23 protein-coding genes are annotated in these 23,029 nt (G+C 58.0%); 21 read left to right on the top strand and 2 right to left on the bottom strand.

Annotation, left to right across the window (positions count from 1 at the left end; translation table 11 throughout):
• Positions 1-148: 148 nt before the first annotated feature.
• The gene (gene yaaA / locus ACYZT5_RS19250; RefSeq protein WP_462046949.1) at positions 149-928 is read right to left on the bottom strand and encodes a peroxide stress protein YaaA; all 780 of its coding nucleotides are present in this window, start codon (positions 926-928) and stop codon (positions 149-151) included.
• Between the two features lie 248 nt (positions 929-1,176).
• On the opposite strand from yaaA, the gene ACYZT5_RS19245 reads away from it, so the two are divergent.
• The 12 genes from ACYZT5_RS19245 to cyoE all read left to right on the top strand — a co-directional run bounded on the left by ACYZT5_RS19245 (position 1,177) and on the right by cyoE (position 12,735).
• On the top strand, positions 1,177-2,301 hold the full coding sequence (locus ACYZT5_RS19245; protein ID WP_462046948.1) for a polysaccharide deacetylase family protein: 1,125 nt from the start codon (positions 1,177-1,179) through the stop codon (positions 2,299-2,301).
• Positions 2,302-2,652: 351 nt separating this feature from the next.
• Entirely contained in the window at positions 2,653-4,047 is a 1,395-nt protein-coding gene (locus tag ACYZT5_RS19240) for a PhoH family protein (RefSeq protein WP_462046947.1), read from the top strand.
• A gap of 103 nt (positions 4,048-4,150) precedes the next feature.
• Positions 4,151-4,624, top strand: coding sequence for a cyclic pyranopterin monophosphate synthase MoaC (gene moaC, locus ACYZT5_RS19235; protein ID WP_033061025.1), 474 nt, complete (start codon positions 4,151-4,153; stop codon positions 4,622-4,624).
• A complete protein-coding gene (gene moaD / locus ACYZT5_RS19230; RefSeq protein ID WP_462046946.1) occupies positions 4,621-4,863 on the top strand; it encodes a molybdopterin converting factor subunit 1 in 243 nt (80 codons plus the stop codon). The genes moaC and moaD overlap by 4 nt, the downstream gene beginning before the upstream one ends.
• A gap of 3 nt (positions 4,864-4,866) precedes the next feature.
• A complete protein-coding gene (gene moaE / locus ACYZT5_RS19225) occupies positions 4,867-5,319 on the top strand; it encodes a molybdopterin synthase catalytic subunit MoaE (protein ID WP_462046945.1) in 453 nt (150 codons plus the stop codon).
• 282 nt (positions 5,320-5,601) lie between these two features.
• Positions 5,602-6,378 (top strand): ABC transporter substrate-binding protein, encoded by a 777-nt coding sequence (locus ACYZT5_RS19220; RefSeq protein WP_462046944.1) that lies wholly within the window; start codon positions 5,602-5,604, stop codon positions 6,376-6,378.
• A 186-nt stretch (positions 6,379-6,564) separates the two neighbouring features.
• Positions 6,565-7,074, top strand: coding sequence for a disulfide bond formation protein B (locus ACYZT5_RS19215; protein ID WP_462046943.1), 510 nt, complete (start codon positions 6,565-6,567; stop codon positions 7,072-7,074).
• 817 nt (positions 7,075-7,891) lie between these two features.
• Complete coding sequence (gene cyoA / locus ACYZT5_RS19210; protein WP_462046942.1) at positions 7,892-8,836, top strand: ubiquinol oxidase subunit II; 945 nt, start codon at positions 7,892-7,894, stop codon at positions 8,834-8,836.
• Between the two features lie 3 nt (positions 8,837-8,839).
• Positions 8,840-10,870, top strand: coding sequence for a cytochrome o ubiquinol oxidase subunit I (gene cyoB, locus ACYZT5_RS19205; protein WP_462046941.1), 2,031 nt, complete (start codon positions 8,840-8,842; stop codon positions 10,868-10,870).
• A 3-nt stretch (positions 10,871-10,873) separates the two neighbouring features.
• Complete coding sequence (locus tag ACYZT5_RS19200) at positions 10,874-11,500, top strand: cytochrome o ubiquinol oxidase subunit III (protein ID WP_462046940.1); 627 nt, start codon at positions 10,874-10,876, stop codon at positions 11,498-11,500.
• On the top strand, positions 11,501-11,836 hold the full coding sequence (gene cyoD, locus ACYZT5_RS19195; protein WP_462046939.1) for a cytochrome o ubiquinol oxidase subunit IV: 336 nt from the start codon (positions 11,501-11,503) through the stop codon (positions 11,834-11,836). It begins immediately after the preceding gene.
• 11 nt (positions 11,837-11,847) lie between these two features.
• Positions 11,848-12,735 (top strand): heme o synthase, encoded by an 888-nt coding sequence (gene cyoE / locus ACYZT5_RS19190; protein WP_462046938.1) that lies wholly within the window; start codon positions 11,848-11,850, stop codon positions 12,733-12,735.
• A 243-nt stretch (positions 12,736-12,978) separates the two neighbouring features.
• On the opposite strand, the gene ACYZT5_RS19185 is transcribed toward cyoE, so the two are convergent.
• Positions 12,979-14,397, bottom strand: a complete 1,419-nt coding sequence (locus ACYZT5_RS19185) for an aminotransferase-like domain-containing protein (protein ID WP_462046937.1) — start codon at positions 14,395-14,397, stop codon at positions 12,979-12,981.
• Positions 14,398-14,546: 149 nt separating this feature from the next.
• On the opposite strand from ACYZT5_RS19185, the gene ACYZT5_RS19180 reads away from it, so the two are divergent.
• The 9 genes from ACYZT5_RS19180 (at position 14,547) to ACYZT5_RS19140 (ending at position 23,016) form a co-directional block, all read left to right on the top strand.
• Complete coding sequence (locus tag ACYZT5_RS19180) at positions 14,547-15,647, top strand: hypothetical protein (protein ID WP_462004106.1); 1,101 nt, start codon at positions 14,547-14,549, stop codon at positions 15,645-15,647.
• 42 nt (positions 15,648-15,689) lie between these two features.
• Positions 15,690-16,970 carry a biotin carboxylase gene (locus tag ACYZT5_RS19175; protein WP_462046936.1) on the top strand — a complete coding sequence of 427 codons (1,281 nt, stop codon included), beginning with the start codon at positions 15,690-15,692 and terminating at the stop codon, positions 16,968-16,970.
• 48 nt (positions 16,971-17,018) lie between these two features.
• Positions 17,019-17,513 (top strand): RidA family protein, encoded by a 495-nt coding sequence (locus ACYZT5_RS19170; RefSeq protein ID WP_462046935.1) that lies wholly within the window; start codon positions 17,019-17,021, stop codon positions 17,511-17,513.
• An 84-nt stretch (positions 17,514-17,597) separates the two neighbouring features.
• Positions 17,598-18,083, top strand: a complete 486-nt coding sequence (locus ACYZT5_RS19165) for a cupin domain-containing protein (RefSeq protein ID WP_462046934.1) — start codon at positions 17,598-17,600, stop codon at positions 18,081-18,083.
• A 205-nt stretch (positions 18,084-18,288) separates the two neighbouring features.
• Positions 18,289-18,933: a glutathione transferase gene (gene yfcF, locus ACYZT5_RS19160; RefSeq protein ID WP_462046933.1), complete on the top strand. Its 645-nt coding sequence runs from the start codon at positions 18,289-18,291 to the stop codon at positions 18,931-18,933.
• 31 nt (positions 18,934-18,964) lie between these two features.
• Complete coding sequence (locus ACYZT5_RS19155) at positions 18,965-20,305, top strand: KamA family radical SAM protein (protein ID WP_462046932.1); 1,341 nt, start codon at positions 18,965-18,967, stop codon at positions 20,303-20,305.
• Between the two features lie 31 nt (positions 20,306-20,336).
• Positions 20,337-21,209 carry a branched-chain amino acid aminotransferase gene (locus ACYZT5_RS19150; RefSeq protein ID WP_462046931.1) on the top strand — a complete coding sequence of 291 codons (873 nt, stop codon included), beginning with the start codon at positions 20,337-20,339 and terminating at the stop codon, positions 21,207-21,209.
• 21 nt (positions 21,210-21,230) lie between these two features.
• Entirely contained in the window at positions 21,231-21,989 is a 759-nt protein-coding gene (locus tag ACYZT5_RS19145; protein WP_462046930.1) for a TauD/TfdA family dioxygenase, read from the top strand.
• A gap of 67 nt (positions 21,990-22,056) precedes the next feature.
• Entirely contained in the window at positions 22,057-23,016 is a 960-nt protein-coding gene (locus tag ACYZT5_RS19140) for a diiron oxygenase (protein ID WP_462046929.1), read from the top strand.
• Positions 23,017-23,029: the final 13 nt, after the last annotated feature.

Here is a 23,029-nt window from a genome sequence, read left to right as displayed (position 1 = left end):
AAAAAATCATCAAAGTCGAGTGAAACTAAAGTTAAAAAAACGAGTGATTGTTTTTTGGCGCCAATAAGTCGGCGAATTGAGCGGGGAATTGTTGGACGATCGGACGTCGGCGCACGACCCGTTAATGAGGCGTGCACCGATCGGGTGCTTACTCTGGCGCGTAATCGCGCAGGAACACCAGATTGTCCGGTTTAGACTGCTCGGCGCTGTAGCGATAGCCTTGTACATCGAACTGCTTGAGGGCTGCCGGGTCGTTGATGCGTTCTTCTATAACGAAGCGACTCATCATGCCGCGGGCCTTTTTCGCGTAGAAGCTGATGATTTTGTACTGGCCGTTCTTCAGGTCCTTGAATTCGGTATTGATGATGCGCGCGTTCAGGGCGTTGCGTTTGACCGCCGAGAAGTACTCGTTGGAGGCCAGGTTCAGCAGCATGTCATCGCCTTGATCGGCCAGGGCTTCGTTCAGCCATTCGCTGATCCGCGTGCCCCAGAAGGCATACAAGTCCTTGCCACGGGCATTCGCCAGTTTGGTGCCCATCTCCAGTCGATACGGCTGCATCAGGTCTAGTGGGCGCAGCAGGCCGTACAAGCCGGACAACATGCGCAAGTGCTGCTGGGCGTAATCGAAATCGGCCTCGCTGAAGGTTTGAGCATTCAACCCGGTGTAGACGTCGCCCTTGAATGCGAGCAAAGCCTGTTTGGCGTTGGCGGGGGTGAACGCTGGCGTCCAGCTGCCGAAACGCGCGGCGTTGAGCCCGCCGATCTTGTCGGAGACGTGCATCAACTCGCTGATCTGCGCGGGGGTCAGCTCGCGCAGCTGCAGGATCAGCTCCTGGGAATGGTCGAGGTATTGCGGCTGGGTGAAGCGCTGGGTCGCCGGCGGTGTTTCGTAATCGAGGGTCTTGGCGGGGGAAATCACCATCAGCATGAAGTCGTCTCCTTTAATCGTGGGGGCGATTCTAGGGGGTTGTCCGTGTTGACTCCAGCTATCACCGCGACAGGCGCCAGACGGTGATCGTTCCCACGCTCTGCGTGGGAATGCAGCCAGTGACGCTCCGCGTCACCGCCAAAGCGGACGCGGAGCGTCCGGGGAGGCATTACCACGCGGAGCGTGGGAACGATCAGGTGGTGGGATCAGCTATAGTGCCGCGCGGGTTTTGTTATGGAGACATCCCATTGCGTATCGTTTTTCTAATCACGTCCTGGCTCTTGAGCTTCGGTGCCATGGCCGCTCCGGGCGAGGTGGCGTCGCTTGATCGCAGCACCTGGCCGGAACAGCTCAGCAGCCCGACCCTGTTTGATGTTGCTTCACGGGCCGAGATCCTGATGTTCGCCCGTGTTCTGCTGGCCAGCGAATCTCTGGATGAGGTGAGCCTGGCCCAGCGCCTGGGATTGCGCACGGTCAATCTGGAGTCGATCAACAACCTGCGCCAGCGCATGTGGCAGCGCCTGTTGGTCAACTACAACTTCGCCCAGCAGAGCTGCGATCAGGATGCCTCCTTCTGTTTCCTGGTCGAAGACATGGACACCCTGCGCCAGCAAGCCGCCAAGTTTCAGGTCAGCGATGAGAGCTACTACATAAAGTGGGCCGAGCCGAGCCGACTGTTCCATGCCCAGTACCTGGACGAGCAATTGCGCAAGGCGGCGCTGTTTCCGCAAACCAGCAGTGAAGTTGATCGTTTTGGCGACTATGAGCGCAATGGCGATGAGATGCATGACCGGCTGTTTTTGCTGACTTTCGACAGCGCCGCCAATGCCACGCCCGATAACACTGCCTGGGCCACGGAATACCTGCGCAAGTCGAACATGAGTGGCACGTTCTTCGTCCTCGGCAAGGACATCCAGGCCCGTCTGGCCGATCGCTCGGTGGCCAGCCTGCAAGCGACTTACTCAAAGCAGTGCATCGGCGTGCAAGGCTGGGAGTTCCGCTCCCACAGCCACTGGCAGGACTGGCAGGATTCGGTGCGACGCAGTGTCGAGCTGGTTAAAAGCAAACTGCCTGAAAACTACGTGCCATTGTTTCGGCCGCCCGATGGTCAGCGTCGTTCTGATGCTGAAGGCTTCTTCAAATCCCAGGGCTTGCAGGTGGCGCTCTGGGATATCGATGCCCAGGACGGTGCCGGCAAGCTAAAAGCCCATCAGAGCGCCCAACGAGTGTTGAGTCTGATGCTGTTGTGGCGACACGGGGTGATCAACTTCAACGTGAAGCAGGATGCACTGAAAACGGCGATGCCCTGGCTCATCACGCAAACGGCGCAAAGCGGAATCGGCTGGGAAGACTGTCAGGACGCGTTTCGCTGAAAAGGGAGAAAGGCCGTAAACATTGGGTGAAGGGCGATTTTTGGCGAGGATTCGATGCAGGCGGACTTCCGACTTTAACGGGGTGATGGCAATCCGCCTAGTGCTATTGGTCACTCTGAAAAATAAACTTCAAAAAAACGTCAAAGTACTTTTTTCTGTCACAGGTTTTGGAGTATTACGAAGACAGACCGCCGAAACCTGCAGACAGGTGGCGTCTTCCAAGACCCCCATTGTGTGCAGTTCACTTGCATTTCGCTTTTTGTAGGTAGTGCGGGGTGAATTCGGTGGCCACTTCGAGGCGCAGCACTGTAACGGTATTGCGTCGACTGGCTCCCACAAAGGTGACCGAGTATGGATGATCACGGACGTAGTTCTTCCTCCAACCAGCCAATCCTTTATGTACTCGATACCAACGTATTGATTCACGATCCAAACGCCCTGCTTAACTTCGAAGAACACCACGTCGCCATCCCGATGACCGTGCTTGAAGAGCTCGACAAGCTCAAGAGCGGGCATCACAGCGTCGCTGCAGAATGCCGTCAGGCCATACGCCTGATCGACAAGACCCTGGGCGAAGCCAGCCCTGAAGACGTAGAACTGGGTGTGCCGATCCAGCGTGGCAAAAGTGGGCCGAAGGGTTTGCTGTCAATTCTGATGAGCAAGCGTGCCGAGCCGAACCTCATTCTCCCCGAGCATCTGAACGACAACATCATCATCAACCAGTTGATCGACCTGCACGCGCGCGAGCCCAAGCTGCCCGTGGTGCTGGTCACCAAAGACATCAACATGCGCCTCAAGGCCCGGGCGTGCGGGATCGCGGCCGAGGACTACAGCACCGACCAACTGGTTGACGACGTGTCGCTGCTGCCCAACGGTTATCACAACATGGACGGTTCCTTTTGGGACCGCGTGAGGAATGTCGACACCCGTCAGGACCATGGCCGCACCTGGCACCAGGTGCAGCTGATCGACAACCTGCCGGCGGTGCATGTCAATGAGTTCATCATCGACGAACAGGGTTTTGTCGGCTGGATCAAGGAGATCGAGGAAGACAAGCTGCTGATTCTCGACCTGCATCAGGAACCGCTGCTGCATCAGGAAGCCTGGGGCCTGAAACCGCGTGATATCTATCAGAGCCTGGCGCTGTTTGCCTTGCTTGATCCGGACATCCACCTGGTCAACCTGACAGGGGCAGCCGGCTCGGGTAAAACCATCCTGGCACTGGCGGCGGCAATCGAGCAGACCATGGTCAGCAAACGTTACCGGCGCATCATCGCTACCCGTAGCGTGCAGGGCCTGGACCAGGAGATCGGCTTCCTGCCCGGCACCGAAGCGGAAAAAATGGAGCCTTGGCTGGGCGCCATCACCGACAACCTTGAAGCCTTGCACATGGATGACGAAAACACCCATGGCAGCGTCGATTACATCCTCAGCAAAGTACCGTTGCAGTTCAAATCCCTCAACTACATTCGAGGCCGCAGCTTCCAGCAGAGTCTGATCCTGATCGATGAATGCCAGAACCTCACGCCGCACCAGATGAAAACCATCATCACCCGTGCTGGCGCCGGCTCCAAAGTGGTGTGCCTGGGCAACCTGGCACAGATCGACACGCCATACCTGTCCGCGACCAGTTCCGGGCTGACGTACCTGACAGAGCGCTTCAAGGATTTCCCCAACGGGGTGCACATCACCCTGCAAGGGGTGCCACGTTCGATTCTGGCCGAATACGCCGAATCGCATTTGTAATCGCCTCAACAGAACCGGGTGGCCTGCTCAGGCCGCCCGGTTTTTTATGGCCGAAATTTGACCCGCAGGTTTACAATCGGTGCTCCTGATCAGGAGTATCCCTGTGCTGACTCATCTCGATTCCCAAGGTCGCGCCAATATGGTCGACGTCACTGAAAAAGCCGTGACGTTCCGTGAAGCAACGGCCCAAGCGCTGGTGCGCATGCTGCCCGAAACCCTGCAGATGATCGTCAGCGGCGGTCACCCCAAGGGTGATGTGTTCGCCGTGGCGCGTATTGCCGGTATTCAGGCCGCGAAGAAAACCAGCGATCTGATCCCTCTGTGCCATCCGCTGCTGCTCACCGGCGTCAAGGTCGAGCTCAGTGCCGAAGGCGATGACACCGTGCGTATCGTCGCGCGCTGCAAGTTGTCTGGGCAGACCGGCGTCGAGATGGAAGCCCTGACCGCCGCCAGCGTCGCGGCGCTGACTATCTATGACATGTGCAAGGCCGTGGATCGCGGCATGACCATCGAAAGCGTGAGGTTGCTGGAGAAACTCGGTGGCAAGAGCGGCCATTTCCAGGCGGATCAGCCATGAACGTCACCGTGAAGTTTTTTGCCCGTTACCGTGAAGCGCTCGGCGTGGAGTCTGTGAGCGTCGAAGGCAACTTCGCCACCGTCGACGATGTGCGTGCACTGCTGGCCCAGCGTGACGGCGCCGATGTGCTGAGTGAACAGAACCTGATGTGCGCCCGCAACGAGGACCTGTGCCAGCTCGATGAGCCGGTGAGCGATGGCGATGAAGTAGCATTTTTTCCGACCGTGACCGGAGGCTGAACCATGGCGATTCGCGTGCAATCCACCGCGTTCGATCCGGGTGCTGAGGTCAACGCCATGCACGCCGCCCATGTGGGCGTCGGTGCGGTGGTGAGTTTTGTTGGCTATGTTCGCGATTTCAATGACGGGCTCGACGTCGCCGGGATGTTCCTGGAGCACTACCCGGGCATGACCGAAAAGGCCCTCGGCAAGATTGCCGCAGAGGCTGAGCAGCGCTGGCCGCTGCTCAAACTTGAAGTGCTGCATCGCATCGGCGCCCTGGAGCCGGGGGAACCGATTGTCTTCGTCGGCGCCGCCAGCGCCCACCGCCAGGCCGCGTTCGATGCCTGTGCCTTTGTCATGGACTACCTGAAAACCCGCGCACCGTTCTGGAAGAAAGAAAACACCCGTGACGGGGCACGTTGGGTTGAAGGGCGTGACAGCGATCATGCGGCGGCGGATCGCTGGAAGCAGTAAGATCTTTGGCGCTCGCAAATACGCCTTCGCGGGCAAGCCTCGCTCCTACAAGATCACGCGCAATACCGTAGGAGCGAGGCTTGCCCGCGAAGAGGCCACCCGCAACACTCGATCTCCTCCTGACCCACCTCCCGACCACCGGCCAGCACATCTCCATTTCCCCGAATTGACGAATTGTACATAAAAGTCCAGTATGGAATTACAAGTACAAAAAAGGCCTTGCCCTGTTTCAGCTCTTTCTTCTGTCTTGCCAAACCAACAACAACCCGCGAGAGAACGAACATGAAGAAACTCCCCCTCATCACCGGTCTGGCTCTGAGCCTGTTGGCGTGCAGCTCCCTGTTCGCCGCCGATAAAACTCTGCGTATCGGCATCGAAGCAGCTTATCCACCGTTCGCGTCCAAAACCGATAAAGGCGAGATTGTCGGTTTCGACTACGACATCGGCAATGCCCTGTGCGCGCAGATGAAAGCCAAGTGTCTATGGGTCGAAGGTGAGTTCGACGGTCTGATTCCTTCCCTTAAAGTGAAGAAAATCGACATGGCACTGTCGTCCATGACGATCAACGAAGACCGTAAGAAGTCTGTGGATTTCACCCACAAGTACTACTTCACCTCATCGCGTCTGGTGATGAAGGATGGCGCGGTCGTGGATGACCAGTACGCGAGCCTCAAGGGCAAGACTGTTGGCGTGCAGCGAGCAACCACCACCGACCGTTACGCCACCGAGGTTTTTGAACCGAAGGGTATTAACGTCAAGCGTTACGGCAACAACGAAGAGATCTACATGGATCTGGCAGCCGGTCGCCTCGATGCCATTTTTGCCGACACCATTCCACTGAATGACTTCCTGACGATGCCCCGTGGCAAAGGCTATGCGTTTGTCGGGCCCGAGCTCAAGGATCCGAAATACGTGGGCGAGGGCGCCGGGATTGCGGTGCGCAAGGGCAACACTGAGTTGGTCAGCGAACTGAACACTGCCATCGACGGCATTCGTGCCAGTGGCGAATACCAGAAGATTTCAGAGAAGTACTTCAAGTCTGATATCTACGGCGACTGATCAATCGCTTGCGGGGGGGCTCATGAGAGCCCCCGCGCGGTTCCGATTTTTGAAAAATACTTCAAAGTTAATCCCTTCTTAACCGGCTCGTCGTCTATTCCCCGATACCCAGCTGTGCGCGCCGGACTCTCAAAGGTCGGGCCAGCGTGTAGACTTCGGGCAATCGATATTCAGAAGGGAAACGCAATGAGCGAGGAAACAATGCGGTTGGGCCGTGAACGGCGCTATCTGGTGTTGCTGGGCATCATCTGCCTGGCGCTGATCGGCGGCGCGCTGTACATGCAAATTGTTCTGGGCGAGGCGCCGTGCCCGCTGTGCATCCTGCAGCGTTATGCGTTGCTGCTGATCGCGCTCTTCGCGTTCATCGGCGCGGCCATGCGCACCCGCCGCAGCATCACGGTATTTGAAGCCCTGGTGGTGATCTGCGCCCTGGCAGGCGTCGGGGTGGCCGGGCATCACGTCTATACCCAGTTCTACCCGGCGGTCAGCTGCGGCATCGATGTGCTGCAACCGATTGTCGACGGTTTGCCACTGGCGAAGATCTTCCCGCTGGGCTTCCAGGTCGACGGCTTCTGCTCCACGCCGTACCCGCCGATCCTCGGTCTGTCCCTCGCTCAATGGGCGCTGCTGGCCTTTGTGCTGGTCGTGGTGCTGGTGCCGCTGCTCACCTCACGTAACCGCAAAGCGCTGCGCTGAGGTCATCCGCCGCATCGCTGCGTCACACAAAAAAACGCCCCGGTCCTCATTGCGAGGGCCGGGGCGTTTTGCATTTCGGGGCGCAGGTAAAATGACCTTGATGCGCGACAAGTCTGGGTGCGGCACATGTGCGACATGTTGTCACAGCAGGAGTGTCGCAAGGCATTTCAACGCGCCGAATTGGTACCGTGTCACGCAACAAAATTGGTCTTTTTCAGCGTCGGGCGACTTCAACCCAAAAAATCTGCAACAGGCAGTTTTAACAGGCCTTGGCAAATTGCCAGAGCCCTTGTCGCATAGGGGCTTGGGCGGGGTCGAGGAAGAGGGCAGAGCCATCGATACTGTCTGAACTACCTGAGGTAGACCTACAATTTTTGGTGTTTTTGTTGAGAATGAATTTCGATACCATGACGCACTTTTGCAAATACCGTTAATGATTGTTGCTGGAATGGATAAAAATTATTTCGGGATGAGACATGGTTTATAAAACGCTACATATCTACAATCGCCCGCACTGAATTCCCGGCACTGCTCATCCCTGAGCAGGAATAGGGCGTCGAGAGGCCAAATGGCTTCATGCGACTCCCAGGTGTCGGTGCCTTCCAATTATCCGCACCAAATGGAATTGGTCTGTAACAAGGCCTTTGACCACGAATTCGAATAAGAACTCGACGCTAGCCCAGGATTTGTCGAACAGCGTCTGACGCGCGACGGGCAGCCACTTATTCAATCCAAGAAAAATGCCAACCCTTGGCAGGGTGAAGTGTTGGCGATCAAAACCCAACTGCATTGCGCAAGCTGCTTTAGAGGTCGTGAGATGAGTAAAAACAGGTACCCCAGACTACTAGGCTTATTGCCGCTGCTCGGCACGCTGTTGCTGGGAGGCTGCAACATGACCTTGCTCGATCCCAAGGGCCAGGTCGGCCTGGACGAGCGCAACCTGATCATCACCGCAACGCTGCTGATGCTGTTGGTCGTGGTTCCGGTCATCGTCATGACCTTCCTGTTCGCCTGGAAATACCGCGCGTCCAACACCAACGCCGTTTACACGCCGAAGTGGTCGCACTCCACCAAGATCGAAATCGCGGTGTGGGCTGTACCGGTACTCATCATCATTGCCCTGGGTTATGTCACCTACAAGTCGACCCACGCGCTTGACCCTTACAAGCCGCTGGAATCCGACGTCAAGCCGATCACCATTGAAGTGGTCGCGCTGGACTGGAAGTGGCTGTTCATCTACCCGGAACAAGGCATTGCCACGGTCAACAAGATCGTGTTCCCGGCGCACACACCGATCAACTTCAAGATCACTTCGGACGCCGTGATGAACTCGTTCTTCATCCCTGCTCTGGGCGGCCAGATCTACGCGATGGCGGGCATGCAGACCAAATTGCACCTGATCGCCAACCAGAACGCTGAAATGGACGGTATTTCCGCCAACTACAGCGGCGCGGGTTTCACCGGTATGAAGTTCAAAGCTATCGCCACCTCTCAGGAAGATTTCGATGCCTGGGTCAGCGAAGTCAAAAAGGCACCTAAACAGCTTGAAAAAGCTGAATACGAAGCCCTTGCCAAGCCAAGCCAGAACAACCCAGTCGAGCTCTACTCCTCGTTCACGCCGAACCTGTTCCAGACCATCGTCGACAAGTACGAAGGCATGAATCCGGGCAAGCCAATGCACCACGAGAAGAAAGAGCACGAAATGGCCGCCATGGAAGGGATGGACATGAGTTCGCATTCAGCTGCCGGGGCAGAGGAGTAAACGATGTTTGGTAAATTAAGTTGGGAAGCGGTCCCGTTCCACGAACCGATCGTGATGATAACCATCGCCATGATCGCGCTCGGCGGTCTGGCACTGTTCGCGGGTATCACTTACTTCAAGAAGTGGACCTACCTGTGGACCGAGTGGCTGACGTCGGTCGACCACAAGAAAATCGGCGTGATGTACATCATCGTCGCCATGGTCATGCTGCTGCGCGGTTTTGCCGACGCCATCATGATGCGTACCCAGTTGGCCATGGCCACCGAGGGTTCGCCTGGCTACCTGCCACCTGAGCACTATGACCAGATCTTCACCGCTCACGGTGTGATCATGATCATCTTCATGGCGATGCCATTCTTCACCGGCCTGATGAACCTTGCAGTGCCGTTGCAGATCGGCGCGCGTGACGTGGCCTACCCATTCCTGAACTCCCTGAGCTTCTGGCTGCTGGTGTCCGGCGTGGTGCTGATTAACCTGTCCCTGGGCGTTGGCGAATTCGCCAAGACCGGCTGGGTTGCCTATCCGCCGCTGTCGGGCCTGCAATACAGTCCGGGCGTGGGGATGGATTACTACATCTGGGCGCTACAGCTATCCGGGCTGGGTACGACGCTGACCGGGGTGAACTTCCTGGCCACCGTGCTGAAAATGCGTACTCCGGGCATGAAGCTGATGGACATGCCGATCTTCACCTGGACCTGCACCTGGGCCAACGTTCTGATCGTCGCTTCCTTCCCGATTCTGACCGCTACCCTGGCGTTGCTGACGCTTGACCGTTATATGGATTTCCACATTTTCACCAATGAACTTGGTGGCAATCCGATGATGTACGTCAACCTGTTCTGGGCCTGGGGTCACCCTGAGGTTTACATCCTGATTCTGCCGGCGTTCGGGATCTTCTCCGAAGTCATCTCGACCTTCTCCGGCAAGAAACTGTTCGGCCACCACTCGATGATCTACGCCAGCGGCGCGATCTCGATCCTGGGCTTCATGGTCTGGCTGCACCACTTCTTCACCATGGGTTCGGGTGCCAGCGTCAACGCCTTCTTCGGTCTGGCGACGATGCTGATTTCGATCCCGACGGGGGTGAAGCTATTCAACTGGCTGTTCACCATCTACCAGGGCCGTCTGCGTTTCACCAGCCAGGTTCTCTGGACCCTGGGCTTCATGGTGACCTTCGCCATCGGCGGCATGACCGGCGTACTGCTGGCCATCCCGGGTGCTGACTTCGTTCTGCACAACAGCCTGTTCGTGATCGCGCACTTCCACAACGTGATCATCGGCGGCGCGGTATTCGGTTACATCGCAGGCTTCGGCTTCTACTTCCCGAAAGCGTTCGGCTTCAAGCTGCACGAAGGTTGGGGCAAGGCCGCATTCTGGTTCTGGATCACCGGCTTCTTCGTCGCGTTCATGCCGCTCTATGTACTGGGCTTCATGGGCATGACCCGTCGTCTGAACAGCTCCACCAACCCTGAGTGGGTGCCTTACCTTTACGTTGCGTTGTTCGGTGCGGTCCTGATCGCCTGCGGTATTGCCTGTCAGCTGATCCAGCTCTACGTGAGCGTGCGTGATCGCAACAAGCCCGAGAACATGTGCGAACACGGCGACCCGTGGAATGCCCACACGCTGGAATGGTCGACCTCGTCGCCACCACCGTTCTACAACTTCGCTGTGCTGCCAAAAGCGGAAACCATCGACCCGTTCACCGAAGCCAAGGAAAACGGTACGGCGTACCAGGCTCCAGCCCGTTACGAACCGATCCACATGCCAAACAACACCGCGACCGGTCTGGTCATGGGTGCTCTGTTGACCGTGTTCGGTTTCGCGATGATCTGGCACATCTGGTGGCTGGCCATCTTCGGTCTGGTCGGTACCGTCGTGTACTTCGTGATCCACGCTGCCCGTGATGATCAGGGCTACATGGTGCCGGTCGATGTGATCGAGCGCATCGAAGCCGAGCAGCACAAACGTCTGGTAGCGGCCGGAAAAGTTCCAGCCACCGCCACCCGTGTTGAAACCTCGTTGGAACAGGCTTAAACCATGTCGAACTTAGTGACCACTGCTGGACACGCCCATGGCACGGACCATGGGCACGACGACCATCACCACGACTCGGGCGAGATGACCGTATTCGGTTTCTGGCTCTACCTGATGACCGACTGCATTCTGTTTGCGTCGATCTTCGCGGCATACGCGGTACTGGTTAACAACGTAGCGGGTGGCCCGTCGGGCCACGACATCTTCGAGCTGCCGTACGTGCTGGGCGAAACCGCTCTGCTGCTGTTCAGTTCGATCACCTACGGCTTCGCCATGCTGGCGTTGTTCAAGGGCAAGAAGACTCAGGTCCTGGGCTGGCTGGCCATGACCTTCCTGTTCGGCGCCGGCTTCATCGGCATGGAGATCAACGAGTTCCACATGCTGATCTCCGAGGGCTTCGGTCCTAACCGAAGCGGCTTCCTGTCCGGGTTCTTCACCCTGGTCGGCACCCACGGTCTGCACGTGACCAGCGGTCTGATCTGGATGGCGATCATGATGTACCAGGTGCAGAAAAACGGCCTGACGGCGACCAACAAGACCCGTCTGAGCTGCCTGAGCCTGTTCTGGCACTTCCTGGACGTGGTGTGGATCTGCGTATTCACCGTTGTTTATCTGATGGGGACTATGTAAATGGCTAACGCTCATTCCCACGATAGCCACGACGCCGGCCACGGCAGCGTCAAGTCCTACGCTATCGGTTTCATTCTGTCGGTGATCCTGACGGTCATTCCTTTTGGCCTGGTGATGTACCCGTCGCTGCCGAAAGCCATGACCCTGTGGATCGTACTGGCCTTCGCAGTGATCCAGGTGCTCGTGCACCTGGTGTACTTCCTCCACCTGGACCGCTCCGCCGCCCAGCGTAACAACGTGATTGCGTTTGTGTTCGCTGCGATGGTGATCGTCCTGCTGGTTGGCTTGTCGCTGTGGATCATGTTCAGCATCCACACCAACATGATGGCGCACTGAGGTAAATCCGGATGTCCTTGAAGCACTTTATCCAAATCACCAAACCGGGGATCATTTTCGGTAACGTGCTTTCTGTGGCGGGCGGATTTTTCCTGGCCTCGAAAGGGCATGTCGATCTGGCCATTTTCCTGGCCGCCATGATCGGCACGTCGCTGGTGGTGGCTTCCGGTTGCGTGTTCAACAACTGCATCGACCGCGACATCGACCTGAAGATGGAACGCACCAAGAACCGGGCGCTGGTCCAGGGCTTGATCTCCCTGAAACTGGCCCTGGCTTTTGCGACCGTCCTGGGTGTTTTCGGCGTTGCACTGTTGTACAAAGTGGCCAACCCGTTGGCCGCTTTGTTCGCGGTGATCGGCTTTGTCATCTACGTCGGCTTCTACAGCCTGTACCTCAAGCGCAAGTCGGTTCACGGCACGCTGGTGGGCAGTCTGTCGGGCGCCATGCCGCCGGTGATTGGCTACGTGGCTGTGACGAACAGCTTCGACATGGCCGCACTGACGTTGCTGGTGATGTTCAGCCTGTGGCAGATGCCGCATTCCTACGCCATCGCCATCTTCCGCTTCAACGATTACCTGGCCGCATCGATTCCGGTGTTGCCCGTGAAGCGCGGGATTGAAGTGGCCAAGAAGCACATCCTGCTCTACATCCTGGCGTTCCTCGTAGCGACCTTGATGCTGACCTTCAGCGGCTACGCCGGCATGAGCTACCTCGCCGTCGCCGCGGCCATGGGCATGTACTGGTTGTACATGGCCTGGACCGGCTACAAGGCAGTGGATGACACGGTCTGGGCACGCAAGCTGTTCGTGTTCTCGATCTTCACCATTACCGCGTTGAGCGTGATGATGTCGTTGGACTTTAAAGTGCCGAGTGAGCTGTTGCTGACTTACGCGCCTTAAGATTCAGATGCTGTAAAAAAAGCCCCGCCTTCGAGAGAAGAGCGGGGTTTTTTGTTGGGTGTTTTCTGGTGGATCGGGTCGCCCCATTCGCGAGCAGGCTCGCTCCCACATTGGATCGGCGTTGCCGCCAATTTTGAGTACGACACTGAACCCCTGTGGGAGCGAGCCTGCTCGCGATGGCGGCCTGACAGACGCCAAATGAACGGAGGTACGCCCCGTCGCCACAGGAATGGTGTCAGTCGGTTACTGCTTTTGGGAGTCAAGCAATCGGAAAAACCGTTCGCGCACCTGGGTGTTATCGCTATGCGCCACGTTGAAGCGCAAAAAGTGGCTAGCGTCCGGCGCTTTGCTGAGCAGGGTGCCGGGAGCCAGCACAAGGTCGTTTTCCAGACCTTTCCTCGCCAGCGTTTCGGCATGCAGTCCTTCGGGCAATCGCGTCCAGATGAACAAGCCTTCCCCCGGCAGCGACGACGCCGAGCACCCGGCCTCTTCCAGCCAACCCGCCACCCTGCTGTTGGACTCGTACAGCCTATCCACCGTACGCCGCGCGTGTTTGGCGTAGCTGCCGTCGCTGAGCATGGTGCAGGTGATATGTTCGGCCAGTTCCGAGGTCACGCCGCCGCAGGCCATTTTCAGCGCGACCAGGCGCGCCGCCAGTTGTGGCGATAGCACGGCATAGCTGACGCGGCTGTTGGCGGTCAGGGTTTTGGAGAAGCCGGAGATATAGCTGACATTGTCCAGCCCGCTCGCGGCCAGTCTTGGCGTGCGGCGTTGCTGAATGTCGGCGTACAAATCGTCTTCCAGAATGTGGAAGTTGTGGCGATGGCTCAGTTCCAGCAAGCGGTACACCTGCGCCGGGGTGAACGAGTGCCCGGTGGGGTTATGCAGGGTGCTATTGGTCATGTAGAGCACCGGTTTGTGGGCGATCACCAATTGTTCGAAGGCTTCAAGGTCCATGCCGTCGCAATCCCGGGCGATGGTGATGACCTTGGCGCCATGCAGCGCGAGGTTGGTGTGCATGTTGAAGTAGCAAGGGTCGTCGAGCAGCACCGTGTCGCCGGGTTTGATCAGCAGGCGCATCAGCAGGTCGATGGCCTGCATGGTGTTGGCGGTGGTGATGATCTGATCCACCGGGACTTCGATGCCGAAGGTCGACAGCTTGACCCGCAACGCCTGGCGCAGCGGCAGGTAACCGCCGGCAACGCCATATTCGCCCATGCGCAGGCTGGTGGCGCGCAAGGTGCCGCGCACGGCTTTGAGCAATTCGTCGGCAGGCAGCCACGAGGTCGGCAGGAATCCGCAGCCGGGGCGCAGGGCGCCGTTGTCCAGCAGCAATGCGCGGCGGACCACGCTGAGGGTGTCTTGAGGTTGCAGATCCGGGCCGGTGCCGGTGTGCAGCGTGGTGCTGGTGCGGTGCACGTAATGCCCGGAACCCTGGCGTGAAACCACCACGCCCTTGGCCCGCAAGCGGTCCAGTGCATCGACTACCGTGGATTTGCCCACGTTCATCAAGTCGGAGAGTTCGCGAATCGGCGGCAGCTTGGCCCCGTGAGGCAACCCGCCCTGGGCGATCGCCAGCGACAGCTGATCGACGATCTGCTGGACCAGCGGCACGCCGGGCTGGAATTCGATGGCGGCAATCACTGCACGTTGAACCTGCATTTTACTGGTCTCTCCGGCAGTAAAGTTCGTTTGATTCTATACGAACTTGCTCTGATCAGAACAAGCGTCTCTCTCTACCATCGCCTTAAAGACTTTTCTGATTGTCGGCGTCCTGTGGCCCCCGCAATCGCTCGGTTCAGAGGTGTTGCATGAGTGTTCAAACAACGGTCGCCATCGCCAAACCGGTGATCAACATCCGCCTGTTCACAATCCGGATCATCACCGCCGTGTCGCTGTTCGCCGTGCTGGGCAAGGCCAACGTCTGGCTCGACACCGCTACCAACAGCATTCTCGCCCTCGGTTATCGGGCCTTGTTGTTGCTTTTGCCGCTGACTTTGCTGGTGCTGGGCCGCCGCTCCCTGAGCGTCACGCTGCTGTGTGCAGCCCTCGGGCTGGTGTTGCTCGCGGTCACCAGCAACCAGGGCATGGTGATGTTTGCTGCGGCGTTGTTTGCCTACGGAATCGCGATTGCCGGGTACCTGATCAAGAGCGAAGCCGCCCAGACCAAAGAGGGCGCGGCGTACAACCGGGTGGCGATGAACATGGGTAGCCTGCTGGCGGGCCTGATCTTGCTGTCGCCGCTGCTGACCCCAACGATGTTCTTCCTCGGCGCAGCGAGTTTCGTCCTGCTGTGCCTGCCCATCGCCATGGGCGCCACCTTCACCACTGATGCAGTGGTTGCCCGCCCGGCGAGCCAGGATGGCAGCGGCTGGCGCAACAAACTGCCGTGGGTGATCGCCGGCATCATCATGGGGATCAAACTGTTTGGCGTGTTCTCGATCCTGCCACAAGCCATCCTGCTCGAAACCGGTGAATTACCGGCCTGGTATGGCCTGATGCTGATCCTCAACAGCGCGGTGGTGGTGTTCGCTCAGGTGCCGGTGATGAAACTGATCGAGCGCACCGGGCGCTTCAAGGTGGTGGCTGTGATCGGGATCATTGTCGGCGGCTTTGCGGTGCTTTCGTCTCCTGCCGCTTTCCACGTCGAAACTCTCGCCGGTGCGCTGATCTGGGTGGCGCTGCTGTCCCTCGCCGAATGTGCGTTCAGTTACCTCGATTACTTCTCCGTCAAACAAAACAACATGTTCGTCAAGGAAGTCTCCCTCGGCGTTGGCGCCGGGCTGACGGTGCTGATCATGCGGGTCGTACCGGCGCCGTACAACGCGCTGGTGCTGGCTGCCATTGGCGCGGGCGGGATCCTGGCCTGGTACTACCTCAACCGTAAATCCAATGCGTCGCTGCACGACTGAGTCATCGCGTTTGCGTTTTTCACTTCACAGGTCGGGGGCTTCATGAATACGACTTCATGCGTAGTAGTGGTCGGGTACAACGGCAATCGGGTTCACGATATCCAGAAACTGCGCGAGCTCTGCAAGACGCTTTATAACGCCCGGCTCATCCTGCTGGTCGAGAAGATTCAGCCCGATGACGATCAGGTGGCCGATCACGTCTGCAGCACTTCACTGGCGCCCGAAGACGTGGCAGCCTCCCTCGAACTGGTGGTGGGTTGTCTGAACGCCGATCGCTGGAAGCTGATCGGGGTTTTGCCTTTTTCCGACCGTGGCGTGCTGCTCGGCGCCGCGCTGGCCACCCATTTCGGCCTGCCCGGCATCACCCCGGGCGAGGCGCGGGCGGGGCTGGATAAACAGATTTTTCGCAAGCTGGAGGCGTCTGCCGACACGTCACCGCAGGATTACCGTCCGGTGTTTTCCGCACGCATCGAGAGTCTGCCCGAATTGCGTCAGAGGGTCGTCGAACTGGGCGGCAAAGCATTCATCAAGCCAGCCTGCGAAGGCGCGAGCAGAGGTTGTCGGGTCATCCATCATCCGTCCGAATGCGACGAGGCCTGGCAGGCACTCAAGCCGTATCGCGAAGGCGGGATCGTGCTCGAAGAGCTGATCCAGAATGCCCGGGAATACAGCTGGGATTACGTCGCGGGCAGCACCTGGGTCACCGAGAAAACCACCACTGAAGGCGCCTATCGCGCGGAAATCCAGCAAGTGGTGCCTGCGCCGTTGACGGCCGACGTGCAGGCTCGATTGGCGGCTGCGGGTCGGCACATGTCCGGGTTGGTTTCGCTGGATAACGGCGCTTATCACAACGAAGTGTTCCTGCGCAGCGACGGCCTGACGTCGGCGGTGGAAACCAACATGCGCCCCGGCGGCATGCACATCTGGGACTTGGCCCGGCTGGCGTTTGTGGATTTCGATCCGTGGGAACGCTGGGTCAGATGGGCGGTGGAAGGCCAGACCGAACATCACGATCCTGTCGCCCGGGGCTATTGCGGCATCCGTCTGCTCAGAGCACCGGCCGGTGGTCTTTTGCGCGCCGCGCCGGACATCGAATCGCTGGCCCTGGAACTGAACATCGAACTGGTGGAAGCGCTGTATGCCAAGCGCGCTGGGGATTCGGTCACGGCATTGGTAACAGACAACACTTCATTCATCGGCCACATCGTGTTGTTCAGCGAAGACTACGGGCAGCTCAGCAACAACCTGCTGCGACTGGCAGAAGCGATCGAGTCACGCGTCGAAGTCACTTGCCTGGCACCGGCGACGAGGGCGTGTGGTTGAGAAGTGGGGCCTGTGTTTTTTGCATTATTGATTCAGAGGGTTTGGTAAATGATTGAGCAAAAGAGCTGTGATGAGCGTTTCATCGACCTGGCAAAAGAGCTCGGCTATGACATCTACGGCGAGAACACCGCCGGCGGGCATTATGCCCCGCTGATTCGGCATCACGACGAACTGTACGTCAGTGGTCTGGTGCCGCGCATGAACGGCAAAATTCAGTACCCCGGAAGAGTCGGCCTGGAATTGAACATGGCGGATGCTCAAACGGCAGCCAGTATCAGCGCGATGCGCGGGCTGGCGCTGATCGTCGATGCCATTGGTTCGCTGGATAAAATAAAGTCGCTGATACGGGTCACGGTCTATGTGAAATCCACGGCAGATTTTGTTGATCTGAGCGAAGTGGCCAACGGAGCGTCGGATGTATTCAGTCATGTGCTGGGCGATGCCGGTAAACATACGCGAACGACAGTGGGTGTTTATCAGTTGCCGAAAAACGCTGCGATAGAAGTGGATATGATTGTCGCGTTGCGGCCCTCACTTTTATAAGTATTAGTTGTTCGGCTTTACAGTGCTGAATTGTTCATCTAAGGTTCGGTCACTCAAGTCGGAAGAATAAGTTGGAACTCGCGGATGAATAATGTTCAGGGTGCGTTTTTTTCATACAAGGACTTTCGTCAGAGTTTGCATCATCAACCGGTAAGTCCGCGAGTTTGGAAAGGTGCGGAGCTAACGGATTTGCGTCAGACGCTGGAGGCCAGTGACGTCGATATCGTCGCATTGGCCCACGACAAGAGCATCGAAGGGTGTGAGGTGACGCCCGGCATGGCGGTTGCCATGCAGTGGTTGAAACCCGGCGTGGTGCTTAACGGGCACTCCCATTCCTGGTGGCACCTGTTCATCATTCAGTCCGGCAGCGGCGCGTTAACCCTGGGCAACGCCGATGAGGTGAACGTCAACACCGGCGATGTCTTGCTGGTGCCGGCCTGGACAAGACACGGCTTCGTCAACACTAGCACCACCGAGCCGCTGGCCATGCTGAACATGAGCAACATGCCGCAAATGGCGCTGCTCTCCAATTTTGCCGACAGCCACGGGCTGATCACCCTCCAGCCGTAATCGCCCTTGCGTTTTACTTCAGGGAGTCAGCGTTCGCTGACTCCCTTTTTTTTCTGCCCCCCAGAACCCGCCTGACGAATTGCGTTTTTCAACTTTCTGTATCGATAGAATCAGATAATTTCTGTATCTGTTCAGCGCTTAATCAACTAACTACGATCGCTTCCAATGCAAAGGATTTATGGGGTTAATGCAAAGGGAGTGTTCTATGGAAAGTACAAAACTTAAACTGTATGTTGGCGCAGATTTTGTCAGTGCCTTTGCGATGTCGGCATTCGTGGCGCTAAAAGAAAAGCAACTTTCTTTTGAGGTGGTGACTGTGGATTTGAAAGGTCGCGAGAACTATTTGCAGCCTTATCATGGTGTGTCGCTTACATGCAAAATTCCAACGCTAGTGCATGAAGAATTTGCGTTGTCGGAATCTTCGGCCATTGCCGAATACCTGGAAGAAATAGCGCCGGGGCATAAAAAATTATTGCCACAGGACATCCAACAGCGAGCACGCGCCCGTCAACTCCAGGCCTGGTTGCGCAGCGATTTGTTGGTCATTCGCAAAGAACGCCCGGCGGATCTTATCTATTTCGGCAAGAAAGATAATCCGCTGTCCGACGATGCCCTGGCCGCCGTCGACCGGTTGTTCTTTGTCGCCGATCGATTGCTGGAGGGGGGTGCCGAGCATCTGTTCGGTGACTGGAGCATTGCCGACACCGACCTGGCAATCATGCTCAACCGACTGGTCGCCAATGGTGATCAGGTTCCCGCCCGACTTGCCGCTTATGTCCGCCGCCAATGGGATCGCGACAGTGTTCGGGCATGGATGGACATAGAGCGCAAAGCGCCGGCCATCCAGTAAGAACCGCCAGGAATTCACCAGGAGCGCTGCCATGCAGGGAATGTCGGAGCAGGAAAGATACAAGCCCTATAACTCACGCACCATTCGAGACACGCCGTACTGGCAGAAACTGACGCCAGCGTTGCAGGAAGCCATGACCGTCGTGGCCCGGGTCATGCCGTTTCGCACCAATGAATACGTACTGGGCACGTTGATCGACTGGAACAACATCCCGGACGATCCGATTTTCCGCATGACCTTTCCCCACAAAGACATGCTGCTGCCGGACGAGTACGCGTCGCTCAAGCAACTGATCGAACGGGATGATGCCGTCGCCATCAAGCGTCGGATCGAGGCGATCTGGCTGCGCATGAACCCGCATCCGGCCGGGCAGCTGACCCATAACGGCGTGACCCTCGACGGAAAAGTTCTACCGGGCATTCAGCACAAGTACCGTGAAACCGTACTGTTTTTCCCCGGTGCCGGTCAGACCTGTCACGCCTACTGCACGTTCTGTTTCCGCTGGGCACAGTTCATCGGCGAAGAAGAACTCAAGTTCAATGCGCGCGAATCCCAGGAGCTGGTGAGTTACCTGCGCGTGCACCCCGAAGTCACCGACGTGCTGATCACCGGTGGCGATCCGATGATCATGAACACCCGCTCGCTGGCCGGGTACATCGAACCGTTGCTGGCATTGCCTCACCTGAAAAGCATCCGCATCGGCACCAAATCCGTGGCGTATTGGCCGCAACGGTTTGTCAGCGACAAGGACGCGCCTGAGCTGCTCGAGCTGTTTAAGCGGATCGTCGCGGCGGGGAAAAATCTCTCGATCATGGGTCACTACAACCACCCGGTGGAGATCCGCCAGGACATCGCCCGCCAGGCCATCGAACGCATTCGTTCCAGCGGCGCAACGCTGCGCATGCAGGCGCCGGTGATTCGGCACATCAACGAGAACCCCGCCGATTGGGCGGCGCTCTGGACCGAAGGCGTGCGGCTGGGCGCGGTGCCTTATTACATGTTCGTCGAGCGTGATACCGGCCCCAGCCATTACTTCGCGATGCCGCTGGCCCGGGCGTTCGAGATCTTTCAGGCGGCGTACCGCACGGTGTCCGGATTGGCGCGCACGGTTCGCGGTCCGTCCATGAGTACCTTCTACGGCAAGGTGTTGATCAACGGCATCGAAACCGTGGCCGGGGAAAAAGTCTTCGTGTTGCAGTTCCTCCAGGCTCGCGATCCGCAATGGGTGTTGCGCACCTTCTACGCGCGCTTCGATCCCCGGGCGACCTGGTTCGATGAGTTGCGGCCGGCGTTTGGTGAGCGGTCGTTCTTCTTTCAGACCGAGCCTGTGGCGGTACCCGAATTGATACCGGTCCTGCTCGAGACCGCGTAGGACCTTTCATAAAAATTGCGGAGATAAGGACATGAGTGGCATTCCGTTTGATCAGCGAGAAGGATTTATCTGGCTCGACGGCGAGTTCGTCGAGTGGTCCCAGGCCCGGTTGCATGTGCTGACCCATGGTCTGCATTACGCGAGCACGGTGTATGAAGGGGAGCGTGTCTACAACGGCAAGATCTTCAAACTGCGCGAACACAGCGAGCGTTTGTATCGCTCGGCGACGTTGATGGATTTCGTCATTCCCTATGAGCTTGCCGAACTGGAAGCGGCCAGCCATGAGCTGCTGCAACGAAACAACGTGGTCGACGGTTATCTGCGGCCGGTGGCCTGGCGTGGCAGTGAAATGATTTCCACCTCGGCCCGCTTCAACCGCGTCCATGTGGCGATTGCCTGCTGGCAATGGCCGAGTTATTTCGACCCGGCGGGGCACATGGCGGGCATTCGTTTGAAGACCGCCGAGTGGCGTCGTCCGCCACCGAGCTGCAGTCCGTTTGAAGCCAAGGCATCCGGGCATTATCAGATTGCCACGCTGAGCAAGCACGATGCTGAAAACAACGGTTACCACGACGCCTTGATGCTCGACTGGCGCGGCCATGTTGCCGAAGCCACCAGTGCCAACGTGTTCTTCGTCAAAGGTCGGACGTTGCACACCCCGGTGCCGGATTGTTTCCTCAACGGCATTACGCGTCAGACCGTCATCGAACTGGCCAAGGCGCTGGATTACCAGGTAGTCGAGCGAACCATTGTTCCTACGGAACTTGGCGACTTCGACGAGTGCTTTCTCACCGGCACCGCTGCCGAAATCACGCCCGTGCAACTCATCGATGAGCAGCGCTATCGACCGGGCAACGCCTGCCGCGAATTCATTGCCGCTTACACCTCAACCGTTAACGCCTGATAAACCGCCAGGAATTTCACCATGTCAGATCAAGGGATTGTTGCGTATACACCTTACGTTGCACTGGGCCACCGCCATGAAGAATTGTCGGCGCGAGGCTGGGCGGTGCTGACGCCGGACGAGTTCGCCGATGATGTGCTCGGCACGCTGCATGAGTTCGGCCCGGTCATTCCGCAATTCAATGGGCAGACCGCGTTCGCCATTACCCGCAAGCCGGGGTACGAAGACTTGCCGTATTCCCAGAGCATGAACGGCATCGGCCCACACACCGAAGCGCCGGTGTACGGACCGCCGCCGCGCTACCTGGCGTTGCATTGTCATCAACAGGCTAAGTGCGGTGGCGGGCATACAGGGTTGGTGGATGGTTATGAATTCCTGGCGTTCCTCGAACGCACCGAGCCCGAGCTGCGTGAATGGATCGACGACACGCCTGTGGAATTCGTCGCTACCGCCAAGCCTGGCGAAGCGGCTCAGCGCCGGGTCAAGGAATACATCCTGACGCCTACAGAGGACGGGGACATTTTCCGCTTCAGCTACAACCAATTTCACTACGGCGACGTGAATCCTTCCAAGGAAGATCTGCTTCACTCGCAAGTCGCCAATAGCTCGTCGCCACTGGCCAGGTTTGCAGTCTTGGGCGAAGCGTATTTCGTGCAGCACAACACACCGGTGCTGATTCCCGACGGATGCCTGCTGATTTGGGACAACTGGCGAATGATCCACGCCCGCAGTCGATACACTGACCCGGCGCGAAACCTGACCCGCTATTGGCTGGCCTGATTCATCCGTCGCCCTTAATTCTATTGGCGTACCCGTCATCGGGTACGCGTCCTACAGGTATCGCGTCATGCAAACAGCAATCGAGATCGCCAAGGTCGATCATCAACTGGTCGTGCGGCTCAATCAGGCCTGGACCAAAAGAGCCACGGTATGTGCACCGGACAAGGCCGAGACCAGCGAAGCGTTCGATCCGGCTCGCCCGGATTACCCGGAGTGCATGGTGCCGTTTTTCCATCATCCGAAATTCCAGGCCCTGAGCGATGAACTCAAAAGCACCGTGGTGACCTGGGGCTGGATCGGCTACAACCTGCGCACGGTGACCGCGGAAGAACACGTGGTGAACCCGGCGTTGAGCGTCATCGCCAATCAGTACCTGGGCAAGGACGACTGGCATTTTCGCGAGGCCATGCAGCAGACGTTGATCGACGAGCACTACCACACGCTCATGCACCTGCGGGCCATCGAACGGACCAAGGTGGAACGGGCGCTCGATCAGGATCTGGATTTGCCGCCGTCGGTCACCTATCTGCGGCTGATCGCCCTGCGCGACGAACTGGCCGAGCCGTGGCAGCGCGACTTGGCAGCGATCACTTTTGCGGTGGTGGCCGAGATCAGCGTCAACGCCTATCTGGATTTGCTGGCCGACGACCAGAGCATTCAACCGCAAAACCGCCGTGTGGCCGAACTGCATAACCGCGACGAGTATGCCCACAGCAAGATTCTCGCCGAAGTGGCGAAGGTCATGTACGCGAACATGCAGCCGCCACAACGGGTGTTTTTCGCTCGTACGTTGTCCGTTGCTCTGAGTGCCTTTGTCGCCCAGGACTACTCGATGTGGGAGGCGATTCTGACGCAGCTGGGAGTAGAAGAGGCCGAGCTGATCATCGCCGACACCCGGGAGAGCAACAAGAACGCCACGATCATGCGCGACTACAGTGGCCTGCATCGTCTGGCCCAGGATCTGGGCATCAGCGACGAGATCGATTTCGACTTCCGTCCGACCCTCAAAGCCACCGTAGCGGCCTGATCAGGAGGTGAAT

The sequence above is a fragment of the Pseudomonas sp. LB3P14 genome (assembly GCF_054898045.1).
The sequence above is the reverse complement of the archived record's forward strand: the minus strand, read 5'-3'. Positions and strand labels throughout refer to the sequence as shown.

Coding starts and splice junctions, on each gene's coding strand:
- ACYZT5_RS19145 (WP_462046930.1), top strand. CDS start 21,231: ATGTCAGATCAAGGGATTGTTGCGTATACACCTTACGTTGCACTGGGC.
- cyoD (WP_462046939.1), top strand. CDS start 11,501: ATGGCTAACGCTCATTCCCACGATAGCCACGACGCCGGCCACGGCAGC.
- ACYZT5_RS19140 (WP_462046929.1), top strand. CDS start 22,057: ATGCAAACAGCAATCGAGATCGCCAAGGTCGATCATCAACTGGTCGTG.
- ACYZT5_RS19170 (WP_462046935.1), top strand. CDS start 17,019: ATGATTGAGCAAAAGAGCTGTGATGAGCGTTTCATCGACCTGGCAAAA.
- ACYZT5_RS19175 (WP_462046936.1), top strand. CDS start 15,690: ATGAATACGACTTCATGCGTAGTAGTGGTCGGGTACAACGGCAATCGG.
- ACYZT5_RS19240 (WP_462046947.1), top strand. CDS start 2,653: ATGGATGATCACGGACGTAGTTCTTCCTCCAACCAGCCAATCCTTTAT.
- ACYZT5_RS19150 (WP_462046931.1), top strand. CDS start 20,337: ATGAGTGGCATTCCGTTTGATCAGCGAGAAGGATTTATCTGGCTCGAC.
- cyoE (WP_462046938.1), top strand. CDS start 11,848: ATGTCCTTGAAGCACTTTATCCAAATCACCAAACCGGGGATCATTTTC.
- ACYZT5_RS19155 (WP_462046932.1), top strand. CDS start 18,965: ATGCAGGGAATGTCGGAGCAGGAAAGATACAAGCCCTATAACTCACGC.
- moaE (WP_462046945.1), top strand. CDS start 4,867: ATGGCGATTCGCGTGCAATCCACCGCGTTCGATCCGGGTGCTGAGGTC.
- cyoA (WP_462046942.1), top strand. CDS start 7,892: ATGAGTAAAAACAGGTACCCCAGACTACTAGGCTTATTGCCGCTGCTC.
- ACYZT5_RS19180 (WP_462004106.1), top strand. CDS start 14,547: ATGAGTGTTCAAACAACGGTCGCCATCGCCAAACCGGTGATCAACATC.
- ACYZT5_RS19215 (WP_462046943.1), top strand. CDS start 6,565: ATGAGCGAGGAAACAATGCGGTTGGGCCGTGAACGGCGCTATCTGGTG.
- cyoB (WP_462046941.1), top strand. CDS start 8,840: ATGTTTGGTAAATTAAGTTGGGAAGCGGTCCCGTTCCACGAACCGATC.
- yaaA (WP_462046949.1), bottom strand. CDS start 928: ATGCTGATGGTGATTTCCCCCGCCAAGACCCTCGATTACGAAACACCG.
- ACYZT5_RS19220 (WP_462046944.1), top strand. CDS start 5,602: ATGAAGAAACTCCCCCTCATCACCGGTCTGGCTCTGAGCCTGTTGGCG.
- ACYZT5_RS19200 (WP_462046940.1), top strand. CDS start 10,874: ATGTCGAACTTAGTGACCACTGCTGGACACGCCCATGGCACGGACCAT.
- moaD (WP_462046946.1), top strand. CDS start 4,621: ATGAACGTCACCGTGAAGTTTTTTGCCCGTTACCGTGAAGCGCTCGGC.
- yfcF (WP_462046933.1), top strand. CDS start 18,289: ATGGAAAGTACAAAACTTAAACTGTATGTTGGCGCAGATTTTGTCAGT.
- ACYZT5_RS19185 (WP_462046937.1), bottom strand. CDS start 14,397: ATGCAGGTTCAACGTGCAGTGATTGCCGCCATCGAATTCCAGCCCGGC.
- ACYZT5_RS19165 (WP_462046934.1), top strand. CDS start 17,598: ATGAATAATGTTCAGGGTGCGTTTTTTTCATACAAGGACTTTCGTCAG.